Below are 18,179 nucleotides of genomic sequence, written 5' to 3'. Positions count from 1 at the left end.
CACATAGTCCTGAACGATATCTTCCATTTTCTTTCTGGGCTGCTTTATGAATTGCTTTGCGGTCATGTCCGTTGTGTTCAGAAAGCGCCCCAGGCAGCGAAGATATATATCCCCTGTAATCACCGAATTCTTTCCAACGTTGGAATGCCATCGTCTGACATCATCATCTTGCAGCATCTCGTTGTAAAGATCTTTATCGTGGGTTATTTTGCGTGACATGATATAGGTATAAGTCTTAATTGTACTTAAATTATTCTATGATTTATACCATGAACCAGTATGGGTCCGCCCAGATTTGAACTGGGGTCACCAGCTCCCAAAGCTGGAAGGATACCAAACTACCCCACGGACCCTGAGCAGATGCAGAAGTCGACTTCCCTTTATAATTTCCGATCACTTGCAGCTGAAAGTACGATATGTCTACTTTTTTTTTTGAACTCAGAAACTGGTTGAAGATGCGAGCACCTTCTTTAACTTCTCCAGGGCCGCGCCTCTGTGCGATGTGGCATTTTTCTCACCAATATCCATTTCGCTGAATGTCTTAAATGAGTTTGACGGCACGAAAATTGGATCGAATCCGAAACCTTTTGTTCCTTTCACTGAGTGTGTTATGCTGCCACTGCATTCTCCCACCAATACGAAATGGTGTTTACTCATGGAAAGTCCAATGACCGTCTTGAATATCGCGCTCCTGTCCGATGCGCTTTCCATCAACTTCAGCATGCCTGCATTTCCCAGTGTGCGGTATGCATACGCGCTGTACACTCCCGGAAAACCATTCAATACACTGATGAAAAGTCCTGAATCATCTATGACATAGGGCTCATGTATTTTTTTGTCCAGCCACTGCATGCCGAATGAAACCACTTCTTCCAGCGTATTGGCCTGTATTTCAGGATATGTCATATTCATTCGTTTGAGAATCACGCCTGTGTCGGCTATCGCGCTGTTGAACTCCTTGAGTTTCCCGTCATTTGTTGTTATCAACATCAAGGTGGTCAAGTGTATCGCGCCCTTGATTCAATCTCCCTGGCCTTTTGGAGAACTGCGATGTTGCCTCCTGCTGCCACGTATGCATCCGCGACAATACTGAATTCGTCTTCAAAATCAGGATGGGATGCGCGGTATACTTCTTTGAGCAGTCTGATGTCGACACCTAACACCTCGATGTCAGCGCCCCTCGTTCCCATGGAGAAGTCGAGAAAATACAAATCCCCGTTACGCACGACAACGTTAGATGTCGTCAGATCCCCATGAGCAAGACCGGCTCGATGCATCATCGCAATTTCTGAACCAAATTTCCTCTCAATTTCGTGACGCTCTTTCTCAGTTGATTCAAGAAGCAGCAAATTCAGTCTCAGTCCATCGATGAACTCCATCACTATGGTGCCTTCTCCCTCATCGACATCGTATATTCTCGGTACGTGCATTCCCATCTCCCTGGCGGTTATAATGCATCTTGCCTCGTTCCTCGTTCTCTGGGAGATGATCTTCCTGTCGAGCCGCTCGTCCCTGTACAGTTTCCTTGTTCTCTTTTTTGCTACTGCACTTCTGCCCAGGAAAACGGTACGGAAAATCTCCGCTTCCGCTCCCCTCTTTATGACGCCATCTGCGATGCTATCACCCTAGTGCGGTGGATATGTCTTCTATCAGGTCATCTGCATCCTCTATACCCACTGAAAACCGGACAAGTCCCGGCGATATGTCGATACCTTTTAGTTCAGAAGCGGACAGCTGTCTGTGGGATGTGACTGCCGGTATTGTCACCAGCGATTCCACTCCGCCTAGGCTTGCGGCCACCTTTGCCAGCTTCAGCTTTTTTATGAATCGTGCAGCCGCCTGACCGCCTGCCTTTACCTCGAAGGATATCATACCTCCGTACCCTTTCATAATTCTCGAGGCAATGGCATGTCCTTCGTGCGACTCGAGTCCAGGATACAGGACGCGCGATATGCCGGACAAGTCCTGAAGGTATTCGGCAATAGCCAAAGCGTTTTCATTCTGTTTTTTCACCCTGAGTTCCAGCGTTTTCATACCGCGTTCGAGCAGGTATGCCGCAAAAGGATCCATAGTTCCCCCGAGGATCGACTGCATTTTTCTGATGCCGGAGATGAGTTCTGAGCTGCCTGCCACCATTCCTGCTATTATGTCTGAATGCCCTCCGAGATACTTTGTCGCGCTGTGAATTATCAGATCCGCGCCGAGGGACGCAGGCTGCATATTTACAGGGGAGGGAAATGTGTTGTCTATAATTGCAACGAGTCTGTGTCTGTGAGCTATCCTGAACACTTCTTCAATGTCATAAATACTGAGAGTGGGATTCGTCGGCGTCTCAACATATACCGCTTTCGTGTTTTCGCGAATCATAGATTCCAGCGACGGCACGTCCGCACGTCCGAACAGTGTGACTTTGTGCCCTAATCCCGGCAGTACCTCGGAAAACAACGAATGTGTTCCACCGTAAAGATCGCGCACGGATAGTATGTGTCCACTCTCTCCCATGACCTGCAGAATGGCGGTTGATATCGCCGCCATACCACTGGAAAATGCGATGCTGTCATCCGTTCCCTCCATCAGGCTCAGTTTCTTTTCCACAACCCGCACTGTGGGATTGGACAGCCGCGTATAAAAGTAAGGTGCTCCCTTTTCAGTATAGTTGCCCTCCGCATTCACTGCATAGGGATAGAGGAAGGTCGCCGACTGGAAAATCGGCGTTGTGACCGATCCGGTCAGCGAATCAATCATCTCGCCTCCGTGAACACAGTTTGTCGAAAATCTTCTTCCGTGACTCTCACGTTTCGCAGCAGTTTTCATACGGGCTGTAGCCTCCTGCCGATAATTGCTCAGGGAGTGCTTTAAAACTTCTCTATGGTTTCAAGGCGACTCGTGTCATGATGCCTTTATCTACGGTTGGTGCAATCAAGAGACTCGTGCCAAAGTTACGTACCGGTTCGCAGAAGATCGATTTGCTGCTGGATGGTGGCATCGAGCCGTCGACGATCACAATGATTTACGGCGAGGGAGGCACAGGTAAAACCAATCTCTGTCTGATGGTTTCCAGGAATGCAGTGCTCGATGGCTTCAAAGTGGTATATATAGACACCGAAGGAGTTTCGATGGATCGTCTCCGTCAACTGTGCGGTGCAGAATTTGATAAAGTATCCAGGAATATACTCTTTTCTACGCCATATGATTTCATAGAGCAGACCAAACTCATTGAGAAAGGCATTAAACTGATTGAAAGCAGGGGAAAGATAGGTCTCATCGTGGTAGACAGTCTGACAATGCTCTTCCGGTCTCACAGGGCAGATGAGCAGGAAGACAGGAAGGAACTCAACGAACAGCTCTCGATGCTGCTCTCGGCTGCAAGAAAGAACGATATACCTGTCCTCATAACTTCGCAGGTCTACACTAACATAGATCGTGGCACATTCGAGCCGCTGGGCGGTCATGCCATCAACCATGCCGCCAAAACCATACTCATGTTTGAGAAGCTTGAAAACAGGAGGCGGATGGCTACGCTAGTAAAGCACCGGTATCTCCGTGACAGCGAACATGTCGAGTTCAGCATAACTCAAGGTGGAATCGAATAGGCTATGTGAGCATTGTGGTTTCAGCTGTCCCGCCGGACGGTATAGTCAATCATTTCCAGCAGAAGTTCCTTGGCTTCCGAAAACTTGAGCACTGTTGTCTTCTCCTTCGCTTCCCTGACATACTCGAGAGCGAAGTTCTTGGCGTAGGATACGGCACCGCACTTGTGCAGAAGACTCACGGCCTCCTGGACAGATTTCCGCGATGCTTTGGGGTTGCCAAGAATGCCGCTGAATGTCTTTCTATCTTCCCCCCTGAGCTCATTCATCCCATAAACTACCATTAGTGTCCTCTTTCCTTCCCGTATGTCGCCACCGAATGGTTTCCCGGTTTTTTCCTCGTCGCCCTCAAGGTCGAGAATATCATCCCATATCTGGAAGCCTATACCCATCAGATAGCCGAGCTCGCCCATTGCCTTTATCTGTTCCAGTGTTCCCCTGCCTATGATGGCTCCGGAGCGAGCAGCTGCAAAATAGAGCCTAGACGTCTTCTTGTCAATCATGTTCAGGTAATCGCGGACCGCAACGTCGTGCTTCTTCTCAAATTCCATGTCCATCTGCTGCCCTTCAGCCACTTCCCTTACTGCAAGGGCAGTATCGTTGACTATTATTCTGAGAAGCGCATCGTCAATCTGCAGATTGCATATGTTTTCAAACGCCAGCGCAAACAGCGCGTCTCCAGCAATTATGGCTGTAGGTGTATTGAATTTCTTATGCACGGACAGGATACCGCGTCTCATATCGGATTTGTCCATTATGTCGTCGTGAACAAGTGTAAAGTTATGGATTAGTTCCAGGCCCACGCCGTACGGCACAGTGGTTTCACCATTGCCTGAAATCGCTTCGGCGACAAGATATGCAAGCAATGGTCTCAACCTCTTTCCTCCCGCCAGCGGGTAATGTTTCATGGCTGTTCTGAGAGTTTCGTTGTCTCCGATTGCCAGGGCTTTTTCAAGTTCCCTGTTAATCTTGGCCTTCCTTCCTTCGAGTCTATCCATTAAGCTCATCGATCAACATTCCTCCAGCTGGCAGCCATGGTACTTCTGTTCCACTCAGTCAACACCGATCCACACCCCTGTCATGCCGGAAATGATGCATTTCTTTTTCGAAAGGTCCCTAACATTCTGCGACCCTGTGAGGAACATCGCAACTCTAAGTTCCTCTATTATCCCCATCAACTCCGACTTTACGGCAAGACTGCTCTCAGAAGCAGACCTGATTAGCGCCCCTGCCAGACCTGCACAGGATGCTCCAAGACAAATAGCTTTTGCTGCGTCGAGGCCGTTTCTTATCCCACCGGAAGCAACGACAGGCAAACCCACGTTCGCTTTGGTGACAGAAACAGGTGTCGGTATCCCCCAGTTCCAAAAGGTCTTGCCGAGTCTTTCGCCGAGTCCGTTTCCTCTGCTTCTCGCTCTGTGGTACTCCACCGCGGACCAGCTGGTTCCACCAAGTCCTCCCACATCTATTGCTTTAACTCCTGCCTTCTTTAACATTAGTGCTGTTTTCCTGCTCACACCTGCACCGGTCTCCTTTGCCATAACCGGCATCTTGCCGGCGATACTGCTTATGGCCTCTACCACGCCATTGGCGTTGCGATCCCCCTCCGGCTGTACAACCTCTTGGAGATAGTTCATGTGTATTGCCAGCACATCTGCGTCGATCATTTCCATCGCCTTTGTTGCGTCGTCAACTCTGTATGCTCTCTTGCCTTTCTGGCCTATCAACTGTGGAGCGCCTATGTTTGCAATTGTGAGCGGTATGTCGTAGTCTGAAACAACACTGTATGTCCCCGCAAGCTCAGGATTCTCAAGCGCTGCCCTCTGACTGCCGACTCCCATCGGAATCTGCAGTGCGGAGGCAGCCTCCGCGAGATTTCTGTTTATATCCTTCGCTTTTGCGAATCCACCGGTCATTCCAGATATCACTATTGGTGCACCTATCTTTCTTCCCAGAAACTCTGTTTCCGTGGAAATAGAGCCAAAATCTATCTCCGGAAGTGAGTTATGCACCATGGTGACATCGTCCCAGTAATTCGAAGTGGAGTTTACCGGTTTGTTGAGAACTATATCCACATGTTCCCCCTTGCGTTTTTCTGTAATTCCATTAACTGAATTGTCAGGCATTTTTTCACTGCCGATTCATGAGGCAAAGCCCCAAATATATTCGGCGAAGCATTTCATTCTATAGAATAAAAGTTTTTGCTTACAAAATTCAGTGCTCCTCAACCTAAATCGATTGAAATGCGTCGGCGTTTTAGCACATGGCACATTTGGTCATTTCTTATTCAATCTCTCTCCGGCGTCGTGCATTAACTTCTGTTCCTGCTGTTGCGTCTCCATTTAGCGCAGCAGAAAGGCGCCCATGTTTATTCCCGTTCACCACGTGTGTTCTTCCGCTGTATTTTGCGACTTCAAAAAGAACTCTAAGCTTGCCTTCCATACCTCCGGTCACGTCATCACCGACTGCCGAACCTGCATTGAGCTTAGACGCCGTTGAAATACTTTGCAGCAGTAAACTCTCAAGAGATGTTTTAGGATCCGCTGTAAAGATCCCGTCTACATCAGTGCAGAATATTGAAACAGACGGCCTGGCCGCGCGACTCAGTTCCTTCATTATGCTGTCACCCGACAGTATCGTGAATGTTCTCCTCCGGTCCATGACAGCATCCCCGAACGATACCGGTACGAGTCCTATCCTTGTGGCCGCCAGCACTGAATCTGCATAGGTGGAGATGATGTTACCGTCGTTGACTTTGAAAAGATTTTCCGGGGGGAACGACACCGCAGGCATTGAATGGGCGTGCATCAACTCTATTATTCTAGCATCAAGGTCGCGCATATCCTTACGCACTTCAGCAAAACCACTCAACTGGTCAGTGCCTGTGAAACCTTCTTTTATTGAATATTTCTTGGCAATTATGTGACCAAACGATCCGCCGCCGTGCACAACTATGGCACCTCTGTTTCTTCCTTCTGAGAGATAAATGGAAAGTTCGCCGAGGAGCCTATCTGTGTTTCTCCTTGCGAACGACCTGAGTCTAGATTTATTTGTCACGACGCTTCCACCAAGTTTCACCAGTGCAAGTTCGACGTTTCTCATGGAATCCCGTCCGGTAATCGGCTCAGTCCGCAATATGCACAGGGTGCATAAATAGAAATTGAGCTGCCCGTGATTGTATGCGTGCTGCAGAACCATTGCCAAAATTGAAAAGGTTAAAAACAAGTCAGTGTTTGCACAACTCAATATGAATGGACACGACACGACTCTAATTGTGACGGTCCGGAAGGAAGATATTAATGTACATAAAGGAGATAATAACGCCTGAAGAAAGGGAAAAACTTCTGTCTGAAATCGGACAGGATCTGCCGTACGGACTCAAAGCAAACATTTCCGGGGTCTGTGTGAAACTGAATACTGATATCGACTTCTGGGCTGATGAATGGAGACGTAACTGGTTTCCGATGCTTCACACAATACATTCACACGGACGCTTGTTTGTCAGGAACGTGGGCGGCGAAGAGAAAGTCAAATACGATCCGCTGAGCAATACTGCGTTTCTTCTTGACACGGACTACTATGGTTACGTGAAGAGCGTCGCCCTCGCCCTGGCCGGCGATGTGATGGAGGAGAATCACGACATCTATTCCATACACGGCGCCTGTCTGGATGTTGACGGCCATGGTGTGTCAATTATTGCGCCTTCCGGTACTGGCAAAACCACAACTGCCTACGGACTGATGAGACTGGAAAACGTGCGTTTCATAGGCGACGACTGGCATTTTTTCCGGTTCTTCGGGAAGGATGTTATAGCATACGGTTCGGAGAACGAATCATATATCAGGGCCGATGTGGGTGATGTCTGGCATGAATATGAGAAGCTTGTCAAAATGGCAAGATTCGACAACAAAAACAGAGCGGTTGTAGATATAAGCAGGATTGTAGGAAGAGGAAACATAAGGGACAGCGTTCCGCTCAAGCACGTTATACTGCTACAGAGGAATAAGAGCGACAGGAACATGATCAGGAAGCTTGATGCAGAAGAGGCCATCGATTATCTGGCCAAGCATGAATTTTGCAATCCACATTTCCTGGTTGAAAATGCGCGAAAGAAGAAGCTCCGTATAAACGCATACAGGAGACTGCTGTCAAGTACAGACGTCTATATGCTCAACACAGTGGAAACACCGCTTGAAAGTCACATGCGAATAAGAAAGGTACTGGGTCTTAGACCTGATGCGCCGCTCAGACCGCTCTGATATTTCCGTATCGTTTCAGACACGGCTTATGTCGGCGCCCCTTATGTCTGAGAGTCTACCAATCTTCTTCAGTTTTCCGTCAGTCACAGCGAACGCTATGGCGTTACCTCCGTCGCGCCCTTTCAGATACGGGCTCATGAATTCTTCCCAGTTGGAAAGCACATCAGTTCCGAGTGCGAACGGACTGAATGCTGGGAGTATGAGCAGCGGATCTTCATCGAAGTAAAGGAATGCGGGGAACTTGTACGATCCTCCAACGCTGTCAACAATCCTGATGGCCGGATGTTCATGTCCTATGATCATTACGGAATCTTTCCTGCTGTCAACTCTCACATCTCCATGAGCAAACTTCGCCCTCCCGACATCTTGCGATCTGACAACCCTTATGCCAAATGTTCTTGCGATGTTTATGATGTAATTGTCATGGTTTCCGCGAACAACAGTCACCCTGCACCTGTCTGTCAGCAAAGTGAATAGTCTCCTGATCTCTAGCCATTCCTGCATGGTGTTCCTCCCGAACTCATGCTTTACGTCCCCGTTTATCAGTACAGTAGAGGGCTGATATTCGCGTAGTATACTCTCAATACGCTCCTCTTCCAATTTCATCTGCATTCTGGGAAGGAATAATCCACGGGATTCCATGTAAACCTCAAAGCCCAAGTGCAGGTCGGATATGCCTATGGTTTCTTCGTTGGGCATATATACAATGCCATATCCGCTGATGACAATATCGTCACAAATCCTGTACTCTTTGGGCATTTCGTACTGCTAATATCGGGCATCTATAATTCGGTAGCGCCAACTCTCGCAATCTTATTCTTTTGCCGCGCAGATCAGTTGCGGATCATAGAAGTGTTTCGGCTATGTGGCCGAAAGCCTAATAATGTCATTTCAGCGTCGAACCACATCGGATACAATTGCTGAGGAATACCTTTACAATATTCAGGGGCATAGGTCCAGATAGGGAATATGCGCTCTGGAAGAGTGGGATCAAAACTTGGACAGACCTGCTTAACGACAGACGCTGCAGCCCTTCCAGGGAGCATGAAATAACCATGGCTGAGGACGCATTGCTCAAATCGGATGCCCGCTACTTCACCAGACTTATCTCTCAGTCAGAAAGGTGGCGACTTTGTTACGATTTCATACAGGGTGCAGCATTCATCGACGTGGAGCTTGACGGCTGGAGCAGGCATTCTGAACCGGTAGTGATTGGCGTGTTCGCTCAGGGAAGTTTCAGCTCTTTTGTCAGGGGAGACAATCTTTCGGCTGTTTCAATTCTAAGGAAGATAGGTGCAGCAACAATGCTCGTCTCATTCAACGGTGCAAGGCATGACATGCATTACATCAACAGGGTTATACCGGGTATCTGTTTACGGTATCCTGTTGTTGATATTGTTGCAATGGCCAGAAAGGCAGGACTGTCGGGGGGCCTGAAGTCCGTGGAAAGGCGACTGAATATACGGCGTAACAGGTTTGTTGAACTTTCTGCAAACGGACGTGCGGTGGAGCTGTGGCATATTTGGAAAAAGAAGAGAAGCAGGGGAGCACTGAATCTGCTGAAGATGTATAATATGGAGGATACGTGCAATCTGTTACCGGTTTCAGAATCAATAAGGGATATACTTTACGCGAAAACGACAGGTGGCCTGCTGGATGGATAGTCACAAGGAGTTTATTGATGAGGCGAAGAGGATCGGCCGGGCGGTGAAAGGAGCTAGCCGCATATCCATATTCACGCATATAGATGCAGATGGAATATCATCCGGCTCTATTGCCTACGCTACAGCGAGCAGACTTTCGATACCAGTTGAGATCACATTTCTGAAGAAGCTGGACGATGCTGCCACAGAATTGATCAGAATGAAGAAAGACAGCCTCATCTGGCTCAACGATATAGGCTCAGGCTATATATCGCGTTTTTCAGGACTTAACATGATCATTGCTGATCACCATGAGCCAGAATCCATCAATCCGGTTCTCGTGGAGAATGGAACTTCCAGGCTGGCAGACAGCTCCATATGTCATCTGAATGCGCACCTATTTGGTATAGAGGGTTCTACCGAGATATCCTCTTCAACCACTTCTTATTTCATAGCAAGATCAGTTTCAGACCGTAATATAGATCTCTCAGGCATTGCGATTGTGGGCGCGGTAGGCGATTTGCAGGATTCGAGGTACGGGAAACTCACGGGTATGAACCGAATTGTACTGGAGGATGCGGTTAAGTGCGGAGCCGTAAAGGTGATGAGGGACGCGCGTTTCTATGGTAAGGAAACAAGGCCGATTACCAGGCTTCTGGAGTTTTCCGTGGATCCGCCGATTCCCGGTGTGTCCAATGACCACAGCGCTGCCGCCAGGGTACTTGATTCACTCGGCATCGAAGTTGTAAATGAAGGGTCAGAGAAGACTTGGTCCGATCTACAGCCGGCGGACAGACAGAAGATCGTGTCGTTCATAGTGCAGAAGATGATCGCCGAGGGTCTTCCAGCCTCGGAAATAAATTCAATCGTCGGTGAAACATATATTGTGCGTGATCTCCGCTCTTCCGCGGATGCGAGAATGCCGGAGGATGCCAAGGAATTCGCAACGCTTCTGAATTCATGTGGCAGGTATGCTAAATACGAAACTGGGATGAGACTCTGCCTCGGAGAGAGAGGAACCATACTGGATAATGCTCTCGCGCTGCTCGAGGGGCACAGGAAGAATGTTTCGAGTGCAATCCGAATGGCAAAACAGGACGGGCTAACTCAGCTTTCTTCTATTCAGTATTTCCACATGCAGGATCGAGTCCCTGACACAATCGTGGGAACGATTGCAGGCATATTGCTGAAGTCAAAGGAGGCAGTGCCAGGTAAGGTGATTGTGGGATTTGCCTTCTCGGAAGGGAAGGTGAAAGTCTCGTGCAGGGGAAGCAGTGAGATGGTTCAACAGGGTCTCAATCTGTCGGAGGCAATAAGGAGGGCCGCAGAATCTGTCGGTGGTGTAGGGGGCGGTCACAGCATTGCGGCCGGTGCGACCATTGATACCGGCAAGGAGTATGAATTCCTATCAAGCCTTGACGGACTTGTCCGCGGTCAGATCACGCAACGTGAAGGAAACGTCTCAATGACCGATTTGCCAGAGTAGTACAGCTTTTTCTGTATGGAGTCTGTTCTCAGCCTGTTCAAACACAACGCTCTGGTCTCCGTCTATCACATCATCTGTTATTTCGAGTCCCCGGTGGGCAGGAAGACAGTGCATGACTATTGCCTTTCTGTCGGCCAACCCGAGCAGCTGTTTGTTGAGTTGATACGGCACGAATAACTTCTCCCTTTCCTCCTTTTGTGCTTCCTGACCCATGGATACCCACACATCGGTATAAAGTATGTTGGCCTTGTTAGCGGCCGCCTTTGGATCGTTGACGATCTCGATTCTTGAACCAGTGCCTGTTGCAATTGATGCTGCATACTCTGAAAGGCGGTGCGGCGGCTCCCGCCCCTTCGGTGTGGCAGCGGCAAAATGCATTCCAGTCAAAGCAGAGGCAAGCATGAGTGAATTGCATACATTGTTACCGTCTCCGACGTATGTAAGCCTCAGACCCCTGAGTTTGCCGAATATTTCCTTTATGGTCAGGAGATCAGCCAGAGCCTGGCATGGGTGTTCCACATCATCGAGTGCATTTATCACTGGAATGGACGACACTGAAGCGAGCTCCTTCATCATTCTGTTATCGTATGCCCTGTAAACTATTCCGTTCACATATTTGCTCAGTACCCTGCCCGTATCAGACAGCGTCTCGCCTCTTCCAAGCTGCAGATCGCCGGGATTCAGGTACAGTGCATCGGCTCCGAGATGATGTATCGCCACTTCAAATGAAACCCTGGTTCTCGTAGACGACTTCTCAAAAATCATTGCAATCTGTTTATGCTTAAGTGGTCTGATATTCAGATGCCCTTTCCCTTGTTTCAGCTCCTTTTTAAGCCGCGCCGCGCTGTTCAGGAGTGATGGCAGTGATCTTGTCGCATCAATAATCGATATGAAATCTTTCTTTGCCGCTTTCTTCATCGTATCTCGGGGGCAAATGAACCCTTTTGCCTTTTAGCTTTGCTCCTGAATTTCTGACACTTTAGGTCATAGAGTGTCGATTTGGATTGTTTTCTGTTGCATGTGGGAAAATTGGAACTGGTGATATTACCTGCGAGTTGATGCCAATCAGTCTAACTAAGACATAAATAGTTACCAGCATGAAGACGATTGGGAGTCCGATTATTGCGCCTCCTATCGAGAATACGGCACGAAAAGTGCCTGCCATCTTGTTGATTCACTCACACACTCTTCATAAGAGTTCTTGGTGGCTGAGTCCATTGCCTAAGTTGCATCTGCTTAACCCTGCATAATTATCGCAGGGTGAGCTTATTTCAATTGAATAGAGGCTTCGCCACACTGTCGACTTTTCATAGAAAATTTCATTGAAAAGCTTAAGACTTTGGAAAAGCAACATGCCGTCTGGGTGCCTCGACCAGAACACGCAGATTATTTAAACGTAGGCATGCGGAAAAATCGGCAGAACTTGCTGCCACAATACACTGCAGATGGCATCCGGCGTATCGCAACCAGATTACTGACTGCAATGAGTGCCACTTCGCAAAGGTCAGTAAGCGTTTGAACCATCAATAGAAGACGATAGGGTTGTCTCAATCTATGAATACGTGTGCGGGAACATGCGGTAACCCAGGATGCAGCTTCGTGTATTTTAAATCACAAAGTTTTTAATCGCCGAACTCCAATATGTTACTGAAATTCTGGGATGCGATGAGGTGTAGTGGTTTTGTCTGAAAGCGCAAAGATCGATACTGAAGATGAGATTTACCGGAGACTTCTCCTTCTTGAGGAGAGAAACAGTCAGCTGATGGAACAGGCGAGACGCGTCGAAGGCGAAAAACGGTACGTCCAGAGCGAACTAGAAAGGATGCAGAGAGAGCTCAGGCGTCTGAAGAACGAACTCGACAGACTCAAGGCCCCGCCACTGATCATCGGCAATATCCGCGATGTGCTTGCGGACGGCAGGGTCGTGGTCAAGAGTTCGACGGGACCGGATTTCGTGGTGAACCTTGCAGAAAATGTCGAGGTTTCCAAGCTTGAAGTTGGTGCCAGGGTTTCATTGAATAAACAGACGCTGGCGGTTATGGGGACGCTGCCTTCGTCACTGGATCCGATTGTGACGGGTGCTGAAGTCATTGAGAAGCCTGATGCCAGTTACAAGGATATCGGCGGACTGGAAAAGCAGCTTATTGAAGTCAGAGAAGCTGTAGAAGATCCTCTTCTCCGTCCGGAACTATATAAAAAGGTGGGCATAGAGCCGCCCAAAGGAGTCCTCCTCGTTGGCCCTCCTGGGACCGGAAAAACACTCATCGCAAAAGCAGTCGCGCGAAATACTAATGCCGCTTTCATAAGACTTGTAGGGTCTGAACTTGTGCAGAAATACATTGGCGAAGGCGCGAGACTCGTCCGCGAATTGTTTGAACTTGCGAAACAGAAGGCGCCGAGTATTGTATTCATAGACGAACTCGACTCCGTCGGTGCGAAGAGACTCGATGCTGCGACGTCAGGCGACAGGGAGGTTCAGAGAACGCTTATGCAGCTTCTCGCAGAGCTCGACGGTTTTAATCCTCTCGGAAATGTAAAGATTATCGCGGCATCAAACCGACCGGACATCCTGGATGACGCACTTCTGAGACCTGGCAGGTTTGACAGGATCATAAAGGTCCCTCCACCAAATGCAGAGGCAAGAGCGGAGATATTCAGAATACACGCAAACAAAATGAACATAGATGGTGCAATCGATTTTGACGAGCTTGCTCTGAAGGCCGATGGCGCCACTGGTGCCGACATTCATGCGATGTGCACAGAAGCAGGTATGTTCGCGATAAGGGACAACAGGGATACCGTTTTACCTGCAGACTTTGAAAAGAGCATTTTGAAGGTGCTCGGTGAGGAAGAGAACAAGCAGGTGTCCGGTGAAGTGGGACCAATGTTCGCCTGATCATTTCCTGTTTCTCTCTTCAACATCTTCTTCGTAGACAAGAGGGCCGATGTAATCACATCGTTTGCAGTGGTATTTCTGTCCAGTTATGAGCCCGGCCTCATAATACAGTTCGGCGGATCCACATGTTGGACACTTTCTGACGGATCTCCTGGTTATGGAGAGACGGCAGTCACGGCATGTGTATTCCACTTTGCCTTGGTCTCTCGATACTGCGGTATTCCTGGATCCACAGTCCGGACACAGGTATTGTCTGATTCTCAATGTCAGTTCAAAGCGTTTCGATTATTTTAGCCTTGTATTGTCCATGCTGGCCGTTTCTATTTCATCACGAATTCTTCCACATCACGCAAAATCAACTGTGATACTGACTAGTAACTGTTTATATATGGCTTATTTGCCTGCTTCCTCAAAGGCGAGGGTAAAATGCAACCGTTTGAAGCGATGCAACTAATGACGGATGAGTACGCCGTAAAAATACTCGTTGGAACAATGCGGAAACCGCGAACAGCAATAGACCTTTCGGAACTTTTCGGAATACCTATTGCAGCCTGCTACAGAAAGATAAGGCTTCTAGAAGATATGGGCCTCATTTCCTGTATCGAGAGAAAACTGACAAGGGAAGGAAAGAGAATAAGCGTTTACCAGTCACAGTTGAAGAACGCCTATATGTCTTTCGAAGACGGAAAGATGAGAGTGAGATTCGAGCTTGCAAATGGCGTTGTTCAGGACTCGGGCGATCAGTCTCTTGTTTCAACAATAGTCATGTGAGGGCCGAAAGCAGGTTAGCGTGATTCGCTTAACCAATTTAAGCAACAAATCCTTTTCATTTTCACATTTGTCTTATAACCAATTGTACCACTCATATTCGAATTTGCAATGACACAGTTTTAAGTAGTTACCCCTTTTTTAAGCGCACTAACGATGAAGAACCTGGTCATAAGCGAAAAGAATAGCGTAGCCCTGCGTCTTGCCATTGTGCTGTCTGACGGAAAATTCAAGCGCGAGAGAGCGTCCAACATGCCTGTTTACCGTTTTTCTGCGAAGGGAGATGAATTCACAATAATCGGACTCCGCGGGCATATCGTGGAGCTTGACTATCCTCCAGAGCTCAATGACTGGCGTAACACCGATCCGAGGAAGCTGATATATGCTACTCCATACAAGAGAGTGCTTTACAGCAAGATGGTCAGCACGGTCATCGAGGAAGCGGCAAAAGCCGACTGGATTGTTGTAGCGACTGATTTTGATAGAGAGGGTGAGCTCATAGGTATTGAGGCAATAGATCTGGTTGCTGAGGGCGTGTCTAGGAACAATGGGCGGGATGACGGCTCTGCATTAAAGCTGAAAGTGCGCAGGGCAAGATTCAGCAGCCTTGGGAGGGGCGATGTGATCAAGGCGTTCGAAGAACTTCACGATATTGACATCAAGCTGGCGAAGTCGGCCGAATGCAGGCAGTTGGTAGACCTCGCATGGGGCGCCACGCTGACAAGAATGATTTCCATGGCAGCAAACCAGGTAGGCAAGAACTTTCTATCGGTGGGCAGGGTGCAGAGTCCCACGCTGGCACTGATTGTCCGGAGGGAGATGGAAATTGAAAAATTTGTGCCAAAACCATTCTTTGATATGCTTGCTTCCTGCTTCAGCGGAATGAACTTTCAAGCCTCCCACGAGTCCAACCCTTTCTGGGACAGGGAAAAGGCAAGATTAATTCTGTCAGGTCTCTCATCAGAAAAAACTGGCACCGTTGAGGAGTTCGTCTCCGAAAGGAAGGAGGAGTATGGTCCAGTTCCTTTCTCAACAACCCTTTTTATCGTCGACGCTACGAGGCTGGGGTATTCCGGTTCCGAGGCCATGGAAATAGCAGAAAGACTCTATTCTGGCGGGCTGATTTCATATCCCAGGACAGACAATACTGTCTATCCGCGATCTCTGTATCTGAAAGGCATTCTGGAAAAGCTGGCCGACACTGAATTTGCGCCTGATGCAAGAAAACTTCTGGAACAGGAAAGGATTGTTCCAACGAGGGGAAGAGTGGAAACGACCGATCATCCGCCTATTTACCCGGTTGAGGGTGCGTCACGAAAGCACCTTTCGAAGCTTGAATGGGGCATCTATGAGCTTGTTGCAAGGCGGTTCATGGCAACAGTGGCCCCCAGGTCTGTTGTACAGAATATTCATGCAAAAATCAGAATAGGCAAAGAGACGTTTCTCGCAGACGGAAAGAAGCTTATTGAAGAAGGATGGCGCCATTATTATCCGTATTACAGATTCTACGAGTCTGATTTGCCCGAACTTGAAGTTGGCAAGAAGATCGATGTCAGGGAATTAACTCTCCGCGAAGACAAAACTAAACCTCCTGCCAGATACTCGCAGGGCAACCTGATCAGGGAAATGGAGAAACTCGCGCTTGGAACAAAGAGTACCAGGCATGAGATTATTCAGAAACTCTATGACCGTAAATATGTGCAGGGAGATATCATTAAACCTACGCCGATCGGAACTTCAGTCTCTATTGCGCTTGAAAAGAGGGCACCTGAAATTTGCGAGAGCAAAATGACGGCGCGCCTTGAGGAGGATATGGACAGAATCGCCGAAGGAAAGATAACTCTTGACGAAGTGGTCTCAGAGTCGAGGCAAATGCTCAGTACTGTCGTCGAGGAGATAGATGCCAATAGCAAGGAAATAGGAGAAATGATAAAGGGTGCGATACTCGAACAGAAGAGACTGGGTAAGTGCAAATCGTGTGAAGGGGATCTGAGGATTATCGAAAGGGGTGTGAGCCGTTTTGCCGGTTGTTCCAACTATCCAGAATGCACCGTGACATTCCCCCTTCCTTCAGGCTATCTTATAAAACCTGCGGAGAGTGAGTGTAGCGTGTGCGGCCTTCCAATGATCAAGCTTATCACGAAGGGCAACAGGCCTGTAGATGTATGCCTCGACCCCGGATGCGAATCAAACCGGATGACTGGCCGCATAGGGAAGTGCCCCAAGTGCGGCAGGGAGCTTCACGTGATAAGGTCGCAGAGAGGAAAAAGATTCATCGGCTGCACGGGCTACCCTGAGTGTAACACGACTTACCCACTCCCTCAATCCGGCACAGTAACACCGACCGGCGAATCGTGCCCTTCGTGCGGTGCACCCGTAATTGAAATGGCTTACAGAGGGCGTGGAAAGTGGAGGAACTGCGCAAACATGAACTGCCCTTCGAAATCGAAGAAGGAGAAGTGAATGGCGAGCAGATTCATCGTTTCGTAATTCGACGAGCGTATAGTAAAGTTCATATATTGTGGAAGTTACAGTATTATATTGTAGGGAGGGATGGGCAATATATTTTTACCAGTCCCTTCCCGGGTGAGGTTTCCCCCACCTCACCCTTTAAAACGATTAAATCAGTTTGATGTCTTTGGTTTGAGCGCATCCTGTATCTGCTTCAGTTCATAAGAACTGCTTGATTTCTGCATGTATTCAGCGATTTCGTTTCTGATGGTATAAGGGTGTTTGACGCCGAAAAAGCACTCGCTTGGCTTAGCTCTCGGGACATCAATTCCCTTTACCGAGACTGCACCGTTGACTCCCCCTCGTCCGGAGTAATTGGCACCCATTCCGAGGCCGGCCGAGGTAATTGGTACTATGCTTCCGAACGAAAAGATTCTGCCTAGGAACGAGACGGTGACATCGATATCCACGAGGTTCTCATATCGCGTATATACTTCGTTATACGTCAGAAATTTTCTTATCATCGCTATTCGGAAGTTTGTAATGTAATACTTGTACGATTTTCTGTAAAAATCCGCAATTAGAATTGCTGTTATGCCTGCAAATAGTGTGATCGCGGAAAGGAAAATGTCAGCTACCGATCGCAATGCGCTAAATGTCCTAAGGAGGAATACGGAACCAATAGAAACTAGAATAAATGCGGCAAAAGTGAGCCAGTGACGATGATTCCTTGTCAGAAAAAGGGAAAGCACACCTAAAAGCAAAGTGGCTATGGTCCATGGAAGCGCGTATGTTCCGGCATACTGCGATCCGAAAACGACCGTACTGCCGGATGAGAGTGAGGAAAAGAATCTCACTCCACCGTTTTTCCACAGTGCTGTCTGAGTAACTACATAGAAAATTGCAGCCCAGAGTACCAATGTTATGCCTACAAGATATATCTTTATGAATGAAAGTCTGCTCGGGTGTAATTTTTTGATGAGTTTTTCATCAGGGAAAAGTTGTACATTCGTTTGAATCCCTTCTTGCTGCAGATTTCAATGGGTGCCTGAACGATGTGAGGTAAATTATGCGGATTATTTAAGC

Annotated in this window: 18 protein-coding genes and 1 tRNA gene; 7 read left to right on the top strand and 12 right to left on the bottom strand. The window is 48.2% G+C overall.

Going from position 1 to position 18,179, the window contains the following annotated elements:
- From KIS30_09555 to KIS30_09535, 5 genes are all read right to left on the bottom strand, one after another.
- A partial coding sequence (locus KIS30_09555) for a hypothetical protein (GenBank protein MBX8646983.1) occupies window positions 1–219 on the bottom strand: 219 nt, incomplete at its 3' end.
- Window positions 220–280: 61 nt separating this feature from the next.
- Window positions 281–353, bottom strand: a tRNA-Pro gene (locus KIS30_09550).
- Window positions 354–438: 85 nt separating this feature from the next.
- A complete protein-coding gene (locus KIS30_09545) occupies window positions 439–990 on the bottom strand; it encodes an XTP/dITP diphosphatase (GenBank protein MBX8646982.1) in 552 nt (183 codons plus the stop codon).
- 8 nt (window positions 991–998) lie between these two features.
- The gene (locus KIS30_09540; GenBank protein ID MBX8646981.1) at window positions 999–1,616 is read right to left on the bottom strand and encodes a Kae1-associated serine/threonine protein kinase; all 618 of its coding nucleotides are present in this window, start codon (window positions 1,614–1,616) and stop codon (window positions 999–1,001) included.
- Between the two features lie 4 nt (window positions 1,617–1,620).
- Window positions 1,621–2,814, bottom strand: a complete 1,194-nt coding sequence (locus tag KIS30_09535) for an aminotransferase class I/II-fold pyridoxal phosphate-dependent enzyme (GenBank protein ID MBX8646980.1) — start codon at window positions 2,812–2,814, stop codon at window positions 1,621–1,623.
- Window positions 2,815–2,891: 77 nt separating this feature from the next.
- Here KIS30_09535 and radB point away from each other — a divergent pair, with 77 nt between their 5' ends.
- Complete coding sequence (gene radB, locus KIS30_09530; protein ID MBX8646979.1) at window positions 2,892–3,593, top strand: DNA repair and recombination protein RadB; 702 nt, start codon at window positions 2,892–2,894, stop codon at window positions 3,591–3,593.
- Window positions 3,594–3,613: 20 nt separating this feature from the next.
- Here radB and KIS30_09525 read toward each other — a convergent pair whose 3' ends face one another.
- The 3 genes from KIS30_09525 to KIS30_09515 all read right to left on the bottom strand — a co-directional run bounded on the left by KIS30_09525 (window position 3,614) and on the right by KIS30_09515 (window position 6,692).
- A complete protein-coding gene (locus tag KIS30_09525; GenBank protein ID MBX8646978.1) occupies window positions 3,614–4,597 on the bottom strand; it encodes a polyprenyl synthetase family protein in 984 nt (327 codons plus the stop codon).
- A 45-nt stretch (window positions 4,598–4,642) separates the two neighbouring features.
- On the bottom strand, window positions 4,643–5,716 hold the full coding sequence (fni, locus tag KIS30_09520; GenBank protein MBX8646977.1) for a type 2 isopentenyl-diphosphate Delta-isomerase: 1,074 nt from the start codon (window positions 5,714–5,716) through the stop codon (window positions 4,643–4,645).
- Window positions 5,717–5,873: 157 nt separating this feature from the next.
- Entirely contained in the window at window positions 5,874–6,692 is an 819-nt protein-coding gene (locus KIS30_09515) for an isopentenyl phosphate kinase family protein (protein MBX8646976.1), read from the bottom strand.
- A 197-nt stretch (window positions 6,693–6,889) separates the two neighbouring features.
- Here KIS30_09515 and KIS30_09510 point away from each other — a divergent pair, with 197 nt between their 5' ends.
- On the top strand, window positions 6,890–7,849 hold the full coding sequence (locus KIS30_09510; GenBank protein MBX8646975.1) for a hypothetical protein: 960 nt from the start codon (window positions 6,890–6,892) through the stop codon (window positions 7,847–7,849).
- A gap of 15 nt (window positions 7,850–7,864) precedes the next feature.
- Here KIS30_09510 and KIS30_09505 read toward each other — a convergent pair whose 3' ends face one another.
- Window positions 7,865–8,608: a metallophosphoesterase gene (locus KIS30_09505; GenBank protein ID MBX8646974.1), complete on the bottom strand. Its 744-nt coding sequence runs from the start codon at window positions 8,606–8,608 to the stop codon at window positions 7,865–7,867.
- Window positions 8,609–8,766: 158 nt separating this feature from the next.
- Between KIS30_09505 and KIS30_09500 the strand changes: the two genes are divergently transcribed.
- Together KIS30_09500 and KIS30_09495 are read left to right on the top strand one after the other, a co-directional pair.
- Window positions 8,767–9,513 (top strand): ribonuclease H-like domain-containing protein, encoded by a 747-nt coding sequence (locus tag KIS30_09500; GenBank protein ID MBX8646973.1) that lies wholly within the window; start codon window positions 8,767–8,769, stop codon window positions 9,511–9,513.
- On the top strand, window positions 9,506–10,978 hold the full coding sequence (locus tag KIS30_09495; protein MBX8646972.1) for a DHH family phosphoesterase: 1,473 nt from the start codon (window positions 9,506–9,508) through the stop codon (window positions 10,976–10,978). The genes KIS30_09500 and KIS30_09495 overlap by 8 nt, the downstream gene beginning before the upstream one ends.
- On the opposite strand, the gene argF is transcribed toward KIS30_09495, so the two are convergent.
- Entirely contained in the window at window positions 10,955–11,896 is a 942-nt protein-coding gene (argF, locus tag KIS30_09490) for an ornithine carbamoyltransferase (GenBank protein ID MBX8646971.1), read from the bottom strand. The genes KIS30_09495 and argF overlap by 24 nt on opposite strands.
- Window positions 11,897–12,659: 763 nt before the next feature.
- On the opposite strand from argF, the gene KIS30_09485 reads away from it, so the two are divergent.
- Window positions 12,660–13,874 (top strand): proteasome-activating nucleotidase, encoded by a 1,215-nt coding sequence (locus KIS30_09485; protein ID MBX8646970.1) that lies wholly within the window; start codon window positions 12,660–12,662, stop codon window positions 13,872–13,874.
- Here KIS30_09485 and KIS30_09480 read toward each other — a convergent pair whose 3' ends face one another.
- The gene (locus KIS30_09480) at window positions 13,875–14,138 is read right to left on the bottom strand and encodes a hypothetical protein (GenBank protein MBX8646969.1); all 264 of its coding nucleotides are present in this window, start codon (window positions 14,136–14,138) and stop codon (window positions 13,875–13,877) included.
- 189 nt (window positions 14,139–14,327) lie between these two features.
- On the opposite strand from KIS30_09480, the gene KIS30_09475 reads away from it, so the two are divergent.
- Complete coding sequence (locus tag KIS30_09475; protein ID MBX8646968.1) at window positions 14,328–14,645, top strand: winged helix-turn-helix domain-containing protein; 318 nt, start codon at window positions 14,328–14,330, stop codon at window positions 14,643–14,645.
- Window positions 14,646–14,798: 153 nt separating this feature from the next.
- Entirely contained in the window at window positions 14,799–17,105 is a 2,307-nt protein-coding gene (locus tag KIS30_09470; protein ID MBX8646967.1) for a DNA topoisomerase I, read from the top strand.
- 161 nt (window positions 17,106–17,266) lie between these two features.
- Here KIS30_09470 and KIS30_09465 read toward each other — a convergent pair whose 3' ends face one another.
- Complete coding sequence (locus KIS30_09465) at window positions 17,267–18,013, bottom strand: PH domain-containing protein (GenBank protein ID MBX8646966.1); 747 nt, start codon at window positions 18,011–18,013, stop codon at window positions 17,267–17,269.
- Between the last annotated feature and the right edge of the window lie 166 nt (window positions 18,014–18,179).

The organism is Candidatus Sysuiplasma acidicola (genome assembly GCA_019721035.1).
Taxonomy (GTDB): Archaea; Thermoplasmatota; Thermoplasmata; order Sysuiplasmatales; family Sysuiplasmataceae; genus Sysuiplasma; species Sysuiplasma acidicola.
The sequence above is the reverse complement of the archived record's forward strand: the minus strand, read 5'-3'. Positions and strand labels throughout refer to the sequence as shown.